At 70.5% G+C, this 17,958-nt stretch carries 11 protein-coding genes and 2 tRNA genes; 4 read left to right on the top strand and 9 right to left on the bottom strand.

Going from position 1 to position 17,958, the window contains the following annotated elements; all coding sequences use genetic code 11:
• Positions 1 to 17: 17 nt before the first annotated feature.
• The 6 genes from ACIRJR_RS09880 to ACIRJR_RS09855 form a co-directional block, all read right to left on the bottom strand.
• Positions 18 to 1,661: a glycoside hydrolase family 13 protein gene (locus ACIRJR_RS09880; protein ID WP_403776605.1), complete on the bottom strand. Its 1,644-nt coding sequence runs from the start codon at positions 1,659 to 1,661 to the stop codon at positions 18 to 20.
• Between the two features lie 47 nt (positions 1,662 to 1,708).
• Positions 1,709 to 4,663, bottom strand: coding sequence for a carbohydrate-binding protein (locus ACIRJR_RS09875; protein ID WP_403776602.1), 2,955 nt, complete (start codon positions 4,661 to 4,663; stop codon positions 1,709 to 1,711).
• A 28-nt stretch (positions 4,664 to 4,691) separates the two neighbouring features.
• Positions 4,692 to 5,579 (bottom strand): carbohydrate ABC transporter permease, encoded by an 888-nt coding sequence (locus ACIRJR_RS09870; protein ID WP_403776599.1) that lies wholly within the window; start codon positions 5,577 to 5,579, stop codon positions 4,692 to 4,694.
• Between the two features lie 14 nt (positions 5,580 to 5,593).
• Complete coding sequence (locus ACIRJR_RS09865) at positions 5,594 to 6,565, bottom strand: carbohydrate ABC transporter permease (protein WP_403776596.1); 972 nt, start codon at positions 6,563 to 6,565, stop codon at positions 5,594 to 5,596.
• A gap of 7 nt (positions 6,566 to 6,572) precedes the next feature.
• On the bottom strand, positions 6,573 to 7,946 hold the full coding sequence (locus tag ACIRJR_RS09860) for an ABC transporter substrate-binding protein (protein WP_403776594.1): 1,374 nt from the start codon (positions 7,944 to 7,946) through the stop codon (positions 6,573 to 6,575).
• Positions 7,947 to 8,104: 158 nt separating this feature from the next.
• Positions 8,105 to 9,115, bottom strand: coding sequence for a LacI family DNA-binding transcriptional regulator (locus ACIRJR_RS09855; protein WP_403776591.1), 1,011 nt, complete (start codon positions 9,113 to 9,115; stop codon positions 8,105 to 8,107).
• A 176-nt stretch (positions 9,116 to 9,291) separates the two neighbouring features.
• Between ACIRJR_RS09855 and ACIRJR_RS09850 the strand changes: the two genes are divergently transcribed.
• Positions 9,292 to 9,365: transfer RNA gene (locus tag ACIRJR_RS09850), tRNA-Lys, on the top strand.
• Positions 9,366 to 9,423: 58 nt separating this feature from the next.
• Here ACIRJR_RS09850 and ACIRJR_RS09845 read toward each other — a convergent pair.
• The 3 genes from ACIRJR_RS09845 to ACIRJR_RS09835 form a co-directional block, all read right to left on the bottom strand.
• Complete coding sequence (locus tag ACIRJR_RS09845; RefSeq protein ID WP_403776588.1) at positions 9,424 to 10,014, bottom strand: lytic polysaccharide monooxygenase; 591 nt, start codon at positions 10,012 to 10,014, stop codon at positions 9,424 to 9,426.
• Positions 10,015 to 10,183: 169 nt separating this feature from the next.
• Positions 10,184 to 12,208 carry an SPFH domain-containing protein gene (locus ACIRJR_RS09840; protein ID WP_403776585.1) on the bottom strand — a complete coding sequence of 675 codons (2,025 nt, stop codon included), beginning with the start codon at positions 12,206 to 12,208 and terminating at the stop codon, positions 10,184 to 10,186.
• 25 nt (positions 12,209 to 12,233) lie between these two features.
• The gene (locus ACIRJR_RS09835) at positions 12,234 to 13,520 is read right to left on the bottom strand and encodes a peptidoglycan-binding protein (RefSeq protein ID WP_403776582.1); all 1,287 of its coding nucleotides are present in this window, start codon (positions 13,518 to 13,520) and stop codon (positions 12,234 to 12,236) included.
• Between the two features lie 169 nt (positions 13,521 to 13,689).
• On the opposite strand from ACIRJR_RS09835, the gene ACIRJR_RS09830 reads away from it, so the two are divergent.
• The 3 genes from ACIRJR_RS09830 (at position 13,690) to ACIRJR_RS09820 (ending at position 17,934) form a co-directional block, all read left to right on the top strand.
• A tRNA-Lys gene (locus tag ACIRJR_RS09830) sits at positions 13,690 to 13,763 on the top strand.
• Positions 13,764 to 14,086: 323 nt separating this feature from the next.
• Positions 14,087 to 16,003: a glycosyltransferase family 2 protein gene (locus ACIRJR_RS09825; protein WP_403776579.1), complete on the top strand. Its 1,917-nt coding sequence runs from the start codon at positions 14,087 to 14,089 to the stop codon at positions 16,001 to 16,003.
• Complete coding sequence (locus tag ACIRJR_RS09820) at positions 16,000 to 17,934, top strand: galactose oxidase-like domain-containing protein (RefSeq protein ID WP_403776576.1); 1,935 nt, start codon at positions 16,000 to 16,002, stop codon at positions 17,932 to 17,934. The genes ACIRJR_RS09825 and ACIRJR_RS09820 overlap by 4 nt, the downstream gene beginning before the upstream one ends.
• Positions 17,935 to 17,958 lie beyond the last annotated feature (24 nt).

The raw sequence follows: 17,958 nt of genomic DNA, 5'->3' as shown, positions 1-17,958 counted from the left end.
CGGCGTTCTCCGGACTGCTAGAGGGTCAGCCAGACCGCCGTGTCCGGGGGCAGACTCCCGTCCGTCAGCGGGCCGCTGGCGAGCAGGACGGCGGCGCCCTCCGGCAGCGGGACGGCGGAGTCCGAGGCGTTCAGCAGGCAGCGGAAGCCGCCGTCCCGGTCGAAGCACACCGTCCCCGGCCCGGCCTCGACCCACGTCAGTGACTCCGGCAGGCCGGCCAGGCGCTCACGGCGCAGGGCCAGCGCGGTCCGGTAGAGGCTGAGGAAGGAGTCCGGGTCCCCCTCCTGCGCGGCCACGCTCAGGCCGGACCAGGACGCCGGCTGCGGAAGCCAGGGGGACGCCGTGGCCGTCTCGGGCGAGAATCCGAGCGAGGCCCCCGACCCGCTCCACGGCAACGGCACCCGGCACCCGTCCCTCCCCCGGTCCGTCCCGCCCGACCGTACGAAGGTGGGGTCCTGGATGAGCGCGTCGGGCAGGTCCTGCACCTCCGGCAGACCCAGCTCGTCCCCCTGGTAGACGTACACGCCGCCCGGCAGCGACAGCGTCAGCAGGGCCGCCGCCCGTGCGCGGCGCCGGCCGAGCACCGGGTCGCTCGGATCGAGCAGCCGCTTGTCACCCATGTCGAACGAGGTGTCCTCGCGCCCGTACCGCGTGACGTGGCGGATCGTGTCGTGGTTGGACAGCACCCAGGTGGGCGGCGCCCCCACCGGCGCGTGCCCGGCGAAGGTCTCCTCGACGACCCGCCGCAGCGCGTCCGCGTCCCACGCGCAGCACAGGAAGTCGAAGTTGAACGCGGAGTGCAGCTCGTCGGGGCGCAGGTAGCGCGCCGACTGCTCGGGCGTCGGCAGCCACACCTCGCCCACGAAGGTCCGCTCGCCGTCGTAGGTGTCGAGGATCTTGCGCCAGGACCGGTAGATGTCGTGCACCGCGTCGCAGTCCTGGTACGGCAGGTCCGTGACGTCCGGGTCCGGTCCGACGTCGGGCAGGCCGGGCTTCTTCGCCAGGCCGTGGGCGACATCGATGCGGAAGCCGTCCACGCCCCGGTCCAGCCAGAACCGCAGGACGTCCTCGAACTCGGCGCGCACCTCGGGGTGCTCCCAGTTCAGGTCGGGCTGCTCGGGTGCGAACATGTGGAGGTACCAGGGCCCGGCGGTGCCGTCGGCCTCCGTGATCCGGGTCCACGCGCTGCCGCCGAAGTACGAGGTCCAGTCGTTGGGCGGCAGTTCCCCGTCCGCCCCCCGCCCGGGGACGAACCAGAAGCGGTCGCGCTCCGGCGATCCGGGGCCTGCGGCGAGCGCGTCGCGGAACCAGACGTGCTGGTCGGAGCAGTGGTTCGGCACGAGGTCGATCAGGACGCGCAGCTCGTGCTCATGGGCCTCGGTGATGAGCCGCTCGGCCTCGGCGAGGGTGCCGAAGAGCGGGTCGATGTCGCGGTAGTCCGCCACGTCGTAGCCGCCGTCGGCCATCGGTGAGGTGTACCAGGGGTTGAACCACAGGGCGTCGACGCCGAGCTCACGCAGATACGGGAGGCGGCTGCGGACCCCGGCGAGATCCCCGGTCCCGTCCCCGTCGCCGTCCGCGAAGCTGCGTACGTAGATCTGGTAGATCGCGGCGTGCCGCCACCAGTGGGTGGTCACTGAGACTCCTTGCTCGGTATACATGGGGTGGTGCGGGCCCGCAGGTCAGGGGCGGGCCCGCACCGTTCGGGCTACCAGCCGGTGTTGCCGGCGCCCCGGGTGACCGTGAAGCCACCCGCGTGGGAGAGGCCGCCCGCCGCGGCACCGGAGACGGTGACCCCGGAGAAGGTCCCGGCGCCGGCGGAGTTGATCTCGATGCCGTAGGAACCGGCCTTGTCGATCTTCAGTCCGTCGACGGTGAGGGCGCTGACGTTCTTCTGCCAGGACACGAGGAGCCCGCTGTAGGTGCTGTCGAGGATCTGGTTGTCCTTGATCAGGACGGGCGCGGTGATGTCGGAGGAGTCGGCGTAGATCCACAGGGCGCCGAGCTTGCTCTGCCAGTTGGGCTCGTAGCCGCCGGTGCGCGTCAGGGTGTTGCGCTGGACGGAGGTCGTCCCGCTGAAGGGCACGGGGGCGAAGCGGCTGCTGACGGCGATGCCGGAGGAGCCGGTGACGGTGTCGGCGAGGAGGTTGTCCTCGACCCGGTTGCCGTGGCCGCCGTAGATGCCGACGGTGTTGGCGAGCATCGGGAGCTGCACGGTGTTGAAGCGGAACGCGCTGTCCGTGACGGCCTGGGCCTCCGAGAACATCGCGAGCCCGTCGTCACCGGTGTTGCGCACGCTGCTGTGGGAGACCTCGGTGGTCCTGGTGCCCTTGTGCAGGTTGACGCCGTCGGCGAAGGTGTCGCGGATGCGGAGCCCTGAGGCGTACAGGCCGACGGTCGGGGCGTCGATCCAGAGACCGACCTTGGTGTGCTGCATCCAGATGTTCGTGAGGGTGGAGTTGTTCCCGAAGTCACCCTCGATCGCCGCGTCGAAGCCGGCGTCGTCGCGGTAGGAGACGTCTCCGGCGATCATCAGGTCCTGGACGTTGCTGGTGCCGCCGCGCCCGAAGAGCCCTCCCTTGCCGTTCTTGCCGCGCAGCACGGTCTGCCACTGTCCGGCGCCGCGCAGGTCGGCCCCCGCGAGGTTGACGTGGCCCGAGATGTCGTACGTCCCGGTGGGCAGCCAGAGGCCCTTGCCCTGCGAGGTGGCCGTGGTCAGCGCCGAGTTGAGGGCGCTGGTGTCGTCGGTGGAGTCGTTCGGGGTGACGCCGAGGGTGGTCGCGGAGACGAAGCCGGTGGACGGCATGGTCAGCGCGGCGGGCGCGCTCTCCGTCTCGACGAGGTCCAGGGTGTAGGAGGCGGCGGTGTCTCCGGCGTCCTTCTGGAACTTGAGCACGGTGCCGACCGGGAGGGTTCCCGTCAGCAGGGTGCGGGTCTCGTCGAAGAAGTGGTGGCCGGAGCCCTGCGAGGGGTCGTTGTTGTACGGGTAACCCCCGTAGACCCAGCTGTACTTCGAGGTGAGCGGCAGGTCGCGGAGCTGGGTGCCGTCGGCGTAGACGCTGAGCGTGGTGTCGATGCCGGTGCCGGCCGCGTTGTCCGGGACGGAGTAGCGCAGGGTCAGCGCGTTCGCCGGCTCGGTCAGCGTGAACTGCACGTACTCGCCGGTGGAGTCCAGGACGACGGCCTTGCGGCCGGACGCCTCGGACGGCACGGAGAGGTAGGTGCGGTCGGGGCCGGTGGTCGTGGCGTTGGTGCTGCCGCTCTCCGCCTCGTACGTGGTGTACGGCAGCGTGGCGCCCCGGGTGTCGTTCGGCGTGGAACCGGTGACTCCGATGCCGTCGAGCTGGAGGGTGCCGTTGTCCCCCGACGCGGTGCGCAGGGTGACGTGGTTGAGCGCGGCCCGCAGGGGGGCGTCGGTGGAGGCGCTCTTCCACGCGCCGCCGGTGCCGGGCAGCGTCACTCGGCGGACGGTGGTGCCGTTGGCCAGCAGGGTGACGGTGGACGCCGCGCTGTCGGGCGTGCGGTAGCGAACGGTCACCGGGTAGGTGGCCGCGCGGGGCGCGTCGACCGCGAAGACGGCGCGGGCGCCGGTGGCGGTGAAGCCGGAGAGGTAGGCGCTGCCCTCGTAGCCGGTGGCGGCGGTGGCCTTGGCCGGTCCGCCGGAGACGAAGGCGTCCTCGGCCTGGTGGGTCAGGGTCCCCGGTTCGGTGGGATCGGTGGGGTCCGTCGGCTCGGTGGGGGTGACAGGGGTGACGCTGTCGATGTTGACGTTGCCGCTGTCGGCGGTGGTGAAGGTCCAGGCGACGGTGTTGGCGCCCTTCTTGTAGGTCACCGACTCCTGGCGGGTGGCCCAGGTGTCCCAGTTCGCGGTCGCCGGCAGGCTCACCTGCCGGACCTTCGCCCCGTTCACGTACAGGCTCAGCGTCATCGCCGCGCCGGTGCCGTTCGCGTACCGCAGGGCTACGGTCCCGGCCCCGGCTTCGGCGGAGTCCACACCGAAGGAGACGGAGGCGGAGCCCTTGTTGGCGTCGGTGAAGCCTCCGACGAAGCCCGACCCCGTGTAGCCGCTGTGGTCGGAGCCCGCGAGGGCGCCGCCCGACAGCTGGGCGGACTCGGCTTCGAGGGCGCCGGAGGGCGTCGGTGTTCCCGTGCCGCTGGAGGTGGCCGCGGTGGCGTTGTCGATGTTGACGTTGCCGCTGTCGGCGGTGGTGAAGGTCCAGGCGACCGTGTTGGCGCCCTTCCTGTAGGTCACCGACTCCTGGCGGGTGGCCCAGGTGTCCCAGTTCGCGGTCGCCGGCAGGCTCACCTGCCGGACCTTCGCCCCGTTCACGTACAGGCTCAGCGTCATCGCCGCGCCGGTACCGTTCGCGTACCGCAGGGCTACGGTCCCGGCCCCGGCCTCGGCTGAGTCCACACCGAAGGAGACGGAGGCGGAGCCCTTGTTGGCGTCGGTGAAGCCTCCGACGAAGCCCGATCCGGTGTAGCCGCCGTGGTCTGTGGAGACGGCTGCCCCGCCGGACAGCCGGGCCGACTCGGCTTCCAGCGTGACGGACGCCGCCTGTGCGGACGCCGTCCCGTACAGGGCGGTGCCGAGCAGGGCCAGGAGTACGGGGTAGGTGAGCCGCGCGGCGGCCCGGGAGCGCATTCTTGGTGCAGGAGACACGTCTGTGTGTCCTTCCTGTGGGGGTGGGTCAGCCCTTGAGGCTGCCCGCGGTGAGACCCGCGATGATGTGGCGCTGGAAGATCAGGAAGAGGGCGAGCAGGGGGATGCTCGCCATGACCATCCCGGCCAGGAGCTGGTTGGCCGGCATGAACTCGGAGAGCCGGTTGAGCGCGACGGTGATGGGCTGCTTCGCCTCGTCGGGGAGGACGAGCATCGGCCAGAGGAAGTCCTTCCAGACCCCCACGACCGCGAAGATCGACACGACGGCGAGCACCGGCCGGGAGAGCGGCAGGACCACCGAGACCAGGACCCTGAGCGTGCCCGCCCCGTCGATGCGTGCGGAGTCGAGGAGTTCCGCGGGGATCTGGTCGAAGAACCGCTTGAGGATGAAGATGTTGAAGGCGTTGGCGGCGGCGGGGAGCCAGATCGCGAACGGCGTGTTGATCAGGTTGACGTGGAAGAGCGGGACGTCGACCACCGTCAGGTAGGTCGGGACGAGCAGCGCCGACACCGGCAGCATCAGGGTCGCCAGCATCATGCCGAGGACGACGTTGCCGAGCAGGGGCCGGAGCTTGGACAGGGCGTAGGCGGCGGACACGTCGACCAGCAGCTGGGTCAGCCAGGCACCGAGGGCCAGCACCAGCGTGTTGAGGAAGAAGTGGCCGAGTCCGACGTTCGTCCAGGCATCCGTGTAGCTCTCGGGGTGCCAGCTCTCGGGGAAGAGGCTGGGGTTCGGGTCGCCGAGCTCGGACGACGACTTCACCGCTCCCGTCGTCATCCAGTAGAGCGGGAAGACGAAGGCGATGGTGAAGCCGGTGAGGGTGGCGACGAGCACGAAGCGGTAGAGGAACCGGCCGGTGCGCCGGTTCATCTCGGCGGGCGCGATCAGGGTGCGTACGGGGGTTTCGGCGGCCATGGGGACGGTTCCTCTCAGCCCTTGCTGCGGGTCAGGCGCAGATAGACGACGGAGAAGAGGCCGAGCACCAGGAAGAGCAGGGTGCTCATGGCGCTGGCCAGGCCGAAGTCGTTGTAGACGAAGGCGTAGCGGTACAGGAGCAGGAGCACGGTGACGGTGGCGTCGTCGGGTCCTCCGCCGGTGAGGACGAAGGGCTCGACGAAGACCTGCATCGTGCCGATGACCTGGAGCAGCAGCGTGATCATCAGGATGAACCGCATCTGCGGGATCGTGACGTGCCACAGCCGTTGCCGGACCGACGCGCCGTCGAGTTCGGCCGCCTCGTACAGCTCGCCGGGGATGCCGCCGAGCGCCGCCAGGTAGATCAGGGTGGTCGTGCCCATGTTGGCCCAGGTGGAGACGAGGACCAGGGAGACCATGGCGAGGTTCTCCGACTCCAGCCACTGCTGGGCCGGCAGCTGGAGGACTCCCAGGACGTTGTTGAACAGGCCGGGGCCGGGATCGTAGAACTGGCGCCAGAGCAGCATGGTGACGATCGGCGGGAGCATGACCGGCAGGTAGACGGTCATCCGCAGATACGAGCTGCCGTGCCGCAGTTCGTTCAGGACGACGGCGGTGGCGAAGGGTGCGGCGAAGCCGAACACGAGGGCGAGCAGCGTGAAGTAGCCGGTGTTCTGCCAGGCGGTGAGGAACAGCGGGTCGTCGAAGAGGCGCCGGAAGTTGTCCAGGCCCACCCATCGGGCGGGTTCGGCGAAGGTGACCTGCTGGAATCCGAGCAGGGCTCCCCGCACGATCGGGTACCAGGAGAAGAGCGCGAAGCAGAGCAGGCCCGCGGCGAGGAAGAGATAGGCGACCGCGTTCTCCCGCAGGGCCCGGCGGAGCCGGGGGTTCCCGGCCCCGCTCCCCGTCCGGGGGCGGGGAGCGGGTGGAGGACCGGCGGCTTCCGTGGTCTTCTCCGCGGCTGTGGTGCGTGGCCGGACGGACATCGCCACGTCACTTCACCGAGGCGAGGATGGTGTCGGCCTTCTTGGACGCCTCGGCCAGCAGGGCGTCGATGTCGGCGTTCTCCTTGGTCAGGACGGCCTGCATGACCCCGTCGAGGACGGTGTAGAGCTGCTGGGCACTGGGCGGCTCGACCTTGGTCTCCACCTGTGCGTTGCGCTCGATGAACGGCTGGTAGTTCTTCACCGGGGTGTTGGCGTACTGCTCGTGGATCCTGTCGATCTCCGCCTGCGCCTCACCGGCGAACAGCCGGGGCTGCGGCAGCCCGATCGGCACGCCCGTCTCCTTGGACCGCTCGCTGTCGATCTTCTCGCGCTCGGGGCTCCGCAGGTACTTCCACTGGACCCATGTCAGCCCGGCCTTGATCTTCTCCGGCGAGGCCTTCGGGTTGAACATGAAGCCGTCGCCACCGCCGAGGGTCGCGGTCCCGGGCAGCGCGGCCAGGCCGTACTCCTCGTACTCGCGCTCGAACTGCTTGACGATGGTGGGGATGTTGTCGGGGCCCGCCATGTACATCCCCAGCTTGCCGGCGCCCATCATCTTCTGGACGTCGGCTATCTCCAGGAGCTGGCGGGTGCCCATGCTCTTGTCGGTCCAGCGCATGTCGTGCAGGGCGTTGAGCGCCTTGCGGCCCGCCTCGCTGTCGAAGGCGGCCTTCCAGCGGCCGTCCTGCTTCGTGGCCACCTCCCCGCCCATGGAGTAGATCCACGAGGTGAGGTGCCAGCCGCCCTGGTTGTTCTTGCTGTAGTCGGCGTATCCGACCGTGCCGTCACCGAGCGCGCTGATCTTCTTCGCGGCGGTGCGCACCTCCTCCCAGGTGGCCGGCGGCTTGTCTGGGTCGAGACCGGCCTTGGCGAACAGGTCGCGGTTGTAGAGCAGGCCCATCGAGTAGTTGCCGGTGGGCAGGCCGTACGTCTTGCCCTCGGCGTCCTTGAAGACCTTCATCAGCGCCGGGTCGATGTCGTCGAAGTACGGCACGTCGCCGACGTAGTCGCTGATGTCGGCAGCCTGGCGGCGCTGGATCAGTCCGGCGGGGTCGGTGAAGTAGACGTAGTACACGTCCTCCAGCTGACCGCCCGCGAGCTTGGCCGCGAAGGTCTTCGGGTCCATCTGGCCCTCGCGGGCGTCGATCTTGATCTTCGGGTGGCTCTTCTCGAAGGCCGCGACGTCCTCCATGAAGTTCTTGCGGTCGACGGCCTGCGTCTTGGCGGGCATGCCGTTCACGCTGATCGTGACCACGCCGTTCTTGTCCACGCCGGACGGCGAGTCCGCGGAGCCGCCGCAGGCCGTGAGGGCGAGGGAGAGGGCGACGGCCGTCGCCGAGCCGAGGACCTGACGTCTGCTGATGCCGGGCATGCCAACCATGGGGATCGTGCCTTCCTGGAGGTCCGCTGCGGGGTTGTCGGACCCCGAGCACTGAGCTGCGCCGAAGGTAGAAGCCCGTTACGCAAGAAGTCAATGCATCTGCGCAAGAAAGTAATCTCAGGGGCTTGTGCAAGAAACACGGGCGCCCCCGAGGCCGCTCAGCGGGGCCGGGCGGCGGTGGACCCCCGGACGATCAGCTCGGTGTCGAACATCATCAGTTCGTTTGCTCCCGCGTGGCCGTCGATCTGCGCCACCAGGGACGCGACGACCGCGGAGGCCATCGCCTGGATCGGCTGCCGGGCCGTGGTCAGCGGAGGGTCCGTGGCCACCATGAACGGGGAGTCGTCGAAGCCGGCCACCGAGAGGTCCCGCGGCACGGACACCCCCTGACGGCGGGCGCCCCGGACCGCCCCGAGCGCGAGGGCGTCACTGGCGCAAACGATGCCGGTGACCCCTTCCGCCAGCAGTCGCGGCAGCGCGGTGGCGCCGCCCTCCATCGTGAAGAGCGCGTGGGCCACCAGCCGCCGCCAGTCGTCGGCGGGGATGCCCCTGCGCGCGCAGAAGGCGGCGAACCCGGCGAGCTTCCGGGCCGAGGGGACGTGTCCCACCGGGCCGAGGATCACGCCGATCCGTTCGTGCCCCAGCGCCTCGAGGTGGGTCAGCGCCTGGTCGGCGGCGAGCGCGTCGTCCACCCTGACCTGGGGGACGCCCGTGTTCTCGTCGGCGGCGTTGAGGAGCACCATGGGGATCCTGCGTTCCCGCAGCGCACGGCCGTGTTCGGGGCCGGCGTCGGCGTAGCTGGCACCGATGAAGACGATGCCCCCGATGTTCTGGCGCAGGAGCATCTCGATGTAGTGCGCCTCGGAGACGCCGTCGGCCGTCCTCGTGCAGAGCACGGGTATGAGCCCGCGCTTGTTGAGCAGGCCGCACAGGGCCTCGGCGAAGGCGGAGAAGATCGGATTCTGCAGATCGGGCACGACCAGGCCGATCAGCGCGGCCCGCTCGGCCCGGTAGCGGCTCGGCCGCTCGATCCCGCACACGTCCAGAGCGCTCAGCACCGCTTCGCGGGTCGTGCGCGCCACATCGGGGCTGCCGTTGAGGACACGGCTGACCGTGGCCTCGCTGACACCCGCGTACTCGGCCACCTGGGAGAGTCGTCGTTTCGTCACGGAGCTCACCCTACAAAGGGCAACGCAAAAATAGAGATCACTTACGAAAGAAAATGACTTTTTGCTCGGAAGTGCCTCCGGGCCCTGCGGGAAGGCATGTGGGGAGTGCCACGAGGAGAGGGCGGGCACGTGTCATCAGCACCCCCGGGGACCAGGTATTATTTTCGAGTCAGCAGGCGCCGTTAGCTCAGTTGGTTAGAGCAGCTGACTCTTAATCAGCGGGTCCGGGGTTCGAGTCCCTGACGGCGCACGACACCACAGTGGGCGGTCTCCCTTCGGGGAGACCGCCCACTGTGCGTTGCGCCGGATCAGAACTGCACGTCGGAGCACGCGTAGAACGCGTTGCTGGTGTCCGCGACGTTCCAGACGGCCAGGATGATGTGCTTGCCGCTCTTCTGGGTGGGCATCGAGCCCTGGTGGGTCAGCGTCGCCGGGGGCTGCTGGTTCCCGTACGGCACGGTCATGAAGGGCTGCGACTCCAGGGCGGCCCGGGTGAGCGGCTTCGTGGGGTCCCAGCCGTTCTTGGTGATGTAGTACCGGAAGTCACTCGTGGAGTGGCGGGCCGTGAACTGCCAGCGGAAGCTGTAGCCCTGCCCAGAGGTGACCTTGGTGGCGGGCCAGCCGCCACCCCGCGGGTCGTCGAGCTGCGTGAAGCTGCTGTTCCCGCCGGAACAGATCTTTCCGTCCGCGGGTCCCGCCGCCGGGAACCTCTTGGGGCCCTCGACGCTCTGGGGCTCCCACTGGATGTTGCCGCAGCCGGTGACGGTGCCGTTGGCGCAGAGCTTCTGCCGGCTGATGGGTGTGTCCGTGTAGCCGTGGCTGCTGGCACTGCCGGTCGCGAACATGGAGACGCCCGCTATCGCCAGGCCGATGACGGCCGCGCTTGCCCTTTTCCGCATGCTGTGTCGCTCCTCGAGAACGTGGGGGAGGTTCTGGGGATGTGCTGGGCTCTGCTGCGCGCATGCATTCGTGCGGTCTAGACCAAGTCCAGATTATTGACACGCCATGAACATGTCCAGACCAATGTGGATCGGGTTTCAGCGCGTGCCGCGGTGCAACCGGAAGCGATCAGGCCCCTTCTCCCGCGCTGCGGCCGGTGTAGAAGGCCACCGTCAGATCCCTGACCAGCGCCTTGTGTTCGTAGCCGTCGAGCTCGACGATGCCGCGCGCGGTCAGCCGTCGCACCGTGTCGTCCACCGCGTCGACCACGGACGTCAGCACCGCGTCCCGGTGCTTCGCGTCGATGGCCGCCACCCGGCAGCGCCGCATCGCGGCCGCGACCTCGGGGGCGTACTCGATCCCGGTCGGCTGCGCCGAGTACACCTCGATGCCCACGGGCGCGCAGTCGGCCTTCACCATCCGGGTCAGCGCGTCACCCACCGCCTCCGCGTCGCGCAGGGTGCGGGTGTCCTCGTGGAAGGCGTCGGCCGGCAGCTGCGAGAGCACCCGGGCCAGCGCCGCCTCCACCTGGTCGCTCAGATACCGCTCGTGGTCCGCGACCCCGAACAGGGCCCGCGCGGTGTCCTTCACCCTCCAGACGACGAGGACGACGGCCCGCAGGGATGTGCCGCTCGCGTCCACGGCGGGCAGCGGCTCACTGCGCCAGTGCCTCAGGCGTACGTCGATCCGGCGGCGCAGCAGGAGCGGGGAGACCCAGAGGAGACCGGTGCGCCGGACGCTCCCCCGGTACTCCCCGAAGAGCGTCAGCACCGAGGCGTGCCCGGCCCGGCCCCGTCCCAGACCGCAGAGCGCGAACAGCGCCACGGCCGCCAGCAGCGCGAGCAGCGCCCAGGTCCCGGTGCCGATCCCGTCGTACGGGCGCTGCCCGAGCCCGAGCCGTCCGGTCACGGCGGCGGGCACGGCTCCCTGCCACCACAGCACGGCGAGCCCTGCGGCCGCCCCCGTCGCGGCGGTGAACAGCGCCGCCCAGCCGGGCAGTACGGGGCCTGGCCGCTCGGTGAGCCGGGGGTCGGCGAGAGGTGCGGGCCGTACGGGCGCCTGCGGCTGGGGGTGGCGCGGCTGGGGCGGACGGCGGAAGGCGGGCCCCCGCGCCGCGCCGGCTCCCGCGGCGGTGCGGCCCTTCGCGGCCGGCCCGCCCTCGTGGTCGTCGTCACGGAAGAGCAGGTGGACGGGGATGGGTGCGGTGGTCTCGGTGGAGATGACGGGCTGCCTGCCCCCGGCGCCCCACCAGGCGACCGGGTCCGCGGCACCGACGGTCAGGGTCACCGGGGCACCCCCGTGCCTGCCCGGGCCGTCCACCGCCTGGGCCCCGCCGGGCACCGGCTTCCGGAGATCGGGCGGCCCGCCCGGCCCGCCGTCCCGGTCCGCCGGAGCGGGGCCCTCCTCCGCGTCCGCACCGGCGGCCGTTCCCGGGGCAGAGGACAGACCCGGCACCGGACCCGGACCGGCCGGCGGCTCCTGGTCCAGGGGGTCCCGGTCCAGCGGGTCCCGGTCCAGCGGGTCTCCGTCCAGCGGGTCCCGGTCCAGGAGGTCCCGGTCCAGGGGGTCCGACGGCTCCCGGTCCGACGGCTCCTGGTCCACCGGCTCCTGGTGCGGGAGCGCGAGCAGGTCCGCATCCAGCTCCGCATCCGGCTCCGGGCCCAGGCCGATGTCCGGACCCAGGCCGATGTCCGGACCCAGGTCGATGTCCGGGCCCAGGCCGATGTCCGGACCCAGGTCGAAGTCCGCCGGGCTCCCGCCGGTGGCCGTGGCGGCGCGGCCCACGACGGCCACCGCGTCCAGGGCGGGCCCCAGATCCGCCGGGATGTCCTCGTCCTCGGCCTGCACGTCCGCCACCCGTGTGTCCGCCACCGGCGGCAGCCCCGCCGCCGGATGCGCCGTGTCCACCGGCACCGTGTCCACCGGGTCCACGACCGCCGCACCCGCGGGCCGCTCCCGCGCCGGCTCCTGCCCCGCGCCGGGCGCCGGCACCCCGGCTTCGTACACGTGCGTCACCGCCGGCACCTCAGCCGGCGGCTCACCCTGCGCGTCACCCGCGCCGGGCCCGGGCACGACCACCCGCATGTCCCGCTCGCCCAGCTCGTCCCACTCGCCCCGTACGTTCTCCGTCGAGCGCATTCCCGCCTCCGTCATGTCCGTTCCGTTGCTTCAGCCGTCGTCACGCGAAGAGCCGGCGCCATGTCTCCGGCCCCGGGTATCCGTCGGCCCCGCTCCCGCTCCAGCCCTGGGCCCGCTGGAACGCCTCGACGTTGCGGCGGTCCGCCTCCGTCCAGCGCGCGCCGGGGCCCGTCACGTAGTGCGCGCCGTATCCCTTCTTCACCAGCTGGGTTCCGAGCAGCTTGATGTGGTCGCCGGTCCTCCCCGGCTGGAAGGAGCTCCTGCCCGGGTACGCCGCGGTCCCGCCCGGGCTCCCGCCCGCACCGGCCGCCGGGATCCTGCGCCCGGTGCCGTCGACCAGCAGGCGCCAGGTGTGCGGGCCGGGGAAGCCGTCGGCCTCCGCGCCCTTCCACCCCTGTGCGAGCTGGAACGCCTGGGTCGCCCGCTTGTCCGCGTCGCCCCAGCGGGGCCCCGCACCCTGCGTGTAGAAGCGCTTGCCGCCCTGGGCGATGAGCATCTTCCCGAGCCGGGTCACGTGCGCGTTGTCGGCGCCCGCGCCGAACTTCGCCGCCCCGGGGAACGCCGTCGCCGAGCCGCTGCCGCCCGCCCCGGCGACGACGCCCTTGTAGCGGTAGGCCACGTACTTCGAGGAGTTGCTCCAGTACGCCATCGGCGTCGTCGCCTTGCGGGCGTTCGGCCGGGTCTGCTCGTAGGCGAGGTACTGGCTGTGGGTGTGGTCGCTCCAGCCTCCGAAGACCGTGACGTGCGATCCCACCGCGGGGTCGGCCAGGTTGTGGAAGAGGAGGATGTCGCCGGGCTCCAGGTCGGCCCGGGCGATCTTCGTGCCGAACGTGGCGAGGCTGCCCGTCCACTCGTTGCTGCCGAGGTCCCACGCCATCGACACGAAGCCCGAGCAGTCCTGCCGGTAGCCGTCCGACCAGTAGGCCGCCATGTCGTACGGGACCTTCGCGGTCACCCACTTCTTGGCACGGTTGATGATCTCGGTCCGTGTCGTGGTCCGCTGCGCCGTGCCCGGCGCCGCGGGCGGGCCCGAGGCCCCGTCGCTGTTCAGGGGCCCGACGGAGCCCTGCGGGGTGACCGGCTGCGGGTCGGCCTCCGCACCCGCCCGGGCGTCCCGGCCGGTGGCGGCCGCGGCCGCGTGGCCCGCCCCGCAGGACAGGACCACCCCCGCCGCGGTGACGAGCACCAGAGCGCGACGCGCACCGCGCGCGGCTGGGTGGCCACCGTGGCGCACGGGGAGTGCGGCGGCCGTACGCCGTCGCTGCGCGCAGCCCGGACAGCCGCAGTCGGCGTCGGGTTCGTACTCCTCGAAGACCGGCACAGTCATGCGACTCCTCTTCCTCTCGGCAGGCGTCCAGATCTTCCGCGTCTCAACTTTCCCGGCATATCTCATGGTGACGGATTAAAGGGACAAAACGACCATCCGACAGGCCGGGGCGGAGAGGAATTGGTCAGGAGCACTCCTGGAGATCGGGTAAAGTTCTCCAGGTCAGCAGGCGCCGTTAGCTCAGTTGGTTAGAGCAGCTGACTCTTAATCAGCGGGTCCGGGGTTCGAGTCCCTGACGGCGCACGCAACAGCGAGGCCCCCTCACCGAGTGTGAGGGGGCCTCGTTCGTGCGTGCCGCGACGCGGACGTGCCCCCGGGGCGCCTCCCCTCACCCCCGCACGCCCCCTGCGCGGCATTCCCCAAATCGCACACTTGGCTGACAAACCACCCTTTTTCACTCTTGCGTTCATGCCGCGTAGTCGGACAACCTGACCAGGCGCCGCCCGGGGGATCCACGGATCTCCCGGGGCCGGGAGGACGACGAGCGGCCTCCTCCCGGGGCGGGGGCCGCTCAGGCACGGACAGCAAGACATCACGCAGGGCGACCTGCGTGCGGGGGGATGACCATGGCGTCGACGCCGTCAGGCGACCGGCAGCAGCACGACCCTGCCCACACCGTCCAGCTCAGGCCGCCTCCGCAGCCGCACGCCGGAAGACCGAGGCGGCAGCCGAAGAAGCCGCTGCCGCGCTACGACTACGAGCACTACAGCCGGCTCGCCGGGCCGCTGACCCAGCCCGGCCCCGACCGGCCGTACACGGTGCGCTACCGATCGCTGCTCTCGCAGGAGACCCATCGGATACGCGCGGCCCTGCTGCTGGGCGCCGCGCCGCTCGTCTCCCTGGGCCTCTTCGCGTGGCTCATGCAGCCCGAGCACTGGACCGAGCGCGACCCGAACCTCCGCAACGACACGCTCCTCGTCCTGGACGTCGTGATGCTGGTGTCGATCGGACTGATCGAGCTCTTCCGCACGATGAACGTCCTGTCGAACGCGCACGCCACGCTCGTGGCCCGCGACCCGGTCCCCGTCATACCGGAGAGCGGCACGAAGGTCGCCTTCCTCACCTCCTTCGTCCCTGGCAAGGAGCCCCTGGAGATGGTGACGAGGACACTCGAGGCCGCCGTGCGGATCCGGCACCGCGGCCCGATGGACGTCTGGCTGCTCGACGAGGGCGACGACCCCGCCGTCAAGGAGGTCTGCGCCCGGCTCGGCGTCCACCACTTCACCCGCAAGGGCGTCGCCCGCTGGAACCAGGCCAAGGGCCCGCACCGGGCGAAGACGAAGCACGGCAACTACAACGCCTGGCTGGACGCCCACGGTGACGCGTACGACTACTTCGCCTCCGTCGACACCGACCACGTGCCCCTCCCCAACTACCTGGAGCGGATGCTCGGTTACTTCCGCGACCCGGACATCGGCTTCGTCATCGGACCGCAGGTCTACGGCAACTACGACACCTTCGTCACGAAGGCCGCCGAGTCCCAGCAGTTCCTCTTCCACGCGCTGATCCAGCGCGCGGGCAACCGCTACGGCTCCCCGATGTTCGTCGGGACGAGCAACGCGGTGCGGATCTCGGCCCTCAAGCAGATCGGTGGGCTCTACGACTCGATCACCGAGGACATGGCCACCGGCTTCGAGATCCACCGCCACCGCAACCCGCTGACCGGCAGGAAGTGGCGCTCGGTCTACACCCCGGACGTCCTGGCCGTCGGCGAGGGGCCGACGGCCTGGACCGACTTCTTCACCCAGCAGCTGCGCTGGTCCCGGGGCACCTACGAGACGATCCTCAAGCAGTACTGGAAGGGCTGGTTCTCGCTCCCGGCGGGCAAGCTCTTCAACTACACGATGATGATCATCTTCTATCCGATGTCGGCCATGAACTGGATCCTCGCCGCCCTGAGCTGCGCCCTGTTCCTCGGCATGGGTGCCTCCGGCGTCCAGATCGACCCGGTGATCTGGATGATGCTGTACGGCAACGCCTCGGCCCTCCAGATCGGCCTCTACGTCTGGAACCGCCGCCACAACGTCTCGCCGCACGAGCCCGAGGGCTCCGGCGGCCTGGCCGGCATGGTGATGTCCGCGCTCTCCGCGCCCGTCTACGCCCGCTCCCTGATGGACGCGGTACTGCGGCGCAGGAGCTCGTTCGTGGTGACGCCCAAGGGCGACTCGTCCAGCCCGGACACCCTCTTCGGCACCTTCCGCATCCACCTCTTCTTCATCCTCGTGTTCGGCGGCTCGATCGCGGCCTCCTTCGTCCTCGGGCACAGCCACCCGGCGATGCTCACCTGGGCCTGTCTGGCACTGCTGATCACCGCGGCGCCGGTCTTCGGCTGGCGGTACACCGTCCGCGCCGAACGGAAGAAGCCCCGCGGCGAACCACCCGCGCCCGCGCCCCGGCCCGCTCCGGAGACCGAGCAGGCCGAGCCCACCCGGGCGGGCGACGAGGACACCATGCAGATCGCCCTTGGGGGACGTAACCGATGAAGTACCGTCCGAACCGCCGTACCCGCCGCCTGGCGATCGGTACGGCGGTGGTTCTGGCGCTCGCCGGGGCGAACGGGCCGTGGCTGTACCGCTTCAGCACCGACCGCTACCACGCGTACGCCGTCAACCAGCCGGAGTACAAGGCGGAGAACGGCCACTGGGACTTCCTGGACGTCCCCGCGGAGTTCCGGATCAACACGATCCACGCCGCGCTGCTGCACACCGGCAAGGTGCTGCTCGTCGCGGGCTCCGGCAACAACCAGAAGAACTTCGACGCGAAGAGCTTCCGGTCCGTGCTGTGGGACCCGCGGGAGAACACGTACAAGAACATCGCCACGCCGAAGGACATGTTCTGCGCCGGGCACACCCAGCTCCCCGACGGGAAGCTCCTCATAGCCGGCGGCACCAGGCGCTACGAGAAGCTGGAAGGCGACGTCACCAAGGCCGGCGGCCTGATGATCGTCCACAACGAGGACCCCGACAAGCCGGTCACCGTGCCCGCGGGGAGCCGCTTCACCGGCAGGGGCAACGGCAGGACCTTCGTCTCCAAGGACCCGGTGCTGGTGGAGAAGGCCACCAAGGTCTTCGACGAGGAGACCGGCGCGTTCCTCCGCAACGAACCGGGCCTGGGCCGCATCTACGTCGAGGCGCGGGAGTCCGGGACGAAGCACGGGACCGGGACCGAGGACAACTACCGGATATCGGGGCTCTCCGGCTCCGACGCCCGCAACGTGTACGGGATCGCACAGAAACTGGCCCTGGACAAGAAGGACTTCCAGGGCATCAGGGAAGCCTACGAATTCGATCCGGTGGCCGAGAAGTACATCAGCGTCGACCCGATGAACGAGGCGCGCTGGTACCCGACGCTCACCACCCTGGCGGACGGCAGGGTCCTCTCCCTCTCCGGCCTGGACGAGATCGGCCAGATCGTGCCCGGCAAGGACGAGATCTACGACCCGGAGACGAAGGCGTGGGAGTACACCGGCATCGTCCGGAGGTTCCCCACCTATCCCGCCGTCTTCCTGATGAACGACGGCAGGCTCTTCTACTCCGGCTCCAACGCCGGCTACGGCCCCGCCGACGTGGGCCGCGACCCGGGTGTCTGGGACCTGGACTCCAACACGTTCACGAAGATCCCCGGGATCGGCGACCCGGACAGGCTGGAGACCTCCGCGACCGTACGGCTGCCCCCGGCGCAGGACGAGAAGTACATGGTGATCGGCGGCGGCGGGGTCGGTGAGTCCGACAGGTCCAGCGAGAAGTCACGGCTCGTCGATCTGACGGAGGAAGAGCCCCGCTTCACGGAGGGCGCCACCCTTGAGGAGGGCACCCGCTACCCGAGCGCCTCCCTGCTCCCGGACGACTCCCTGCTCGTCACCGGCGGCTCCGACGACTACCGGGGGCGCGGCGGTTCGGACATCCTGCAGGCCAGGCTGTACGACGCGAAGTCGGACACCTACCGCCGGGTCGCCGACCCCGCGGTGGGGCGCAACTACCACTCGGGGTCCGTGCTGCTGCCCGACGGCCGGGTCATGATCTTCGGCTCCGACCCGCTCTACGCGGACCGGGCGGACACCGAGCCCGGGGCGTTCGAGCAGCGCATCGAGATCTACACGCCGCCGTACCTGTACCGCGACGGGCGTCCGGAGCTGACCGCGGGCCCCAGGAGCATCTCCCGTGGCGGAACGGGGCTGTTCACCACCCAGCACGCCTCGTCGATCACGTCGGCGAAGCTGATGCGCCCCGGCGCGGTCACCCATGTCACGGACACCGACCAGCGCTCGATCGCCCTGGGCCTGGAGAAGTCCGGCGACAGCATCACGGTGACGGTCCCGAAGAACCGGGCCCTGGTGCCGTCGGGCTGGTACATGCTGTTCGTCACCGACGCCGACGGCACGCCCTCGGAGGGGATGTGGGTGGAGGTTCCCTAGGGCCCGGCGACGTCCGGCACGGCC

It is taken from the genome of Streptomyces sp. NPDC102402 (assembly GCF_044765765.1).
Taxonomy (GTDB): Bacteria; Actinomycetota; Actinomycetes; order Streptomycetales; family Streptomycetaceae; genus Streptomyces.
Note: the sequence above shows the minus strand (reverse complement) of the source record. Positions and strands in the feature narration are given on the sequence as shown.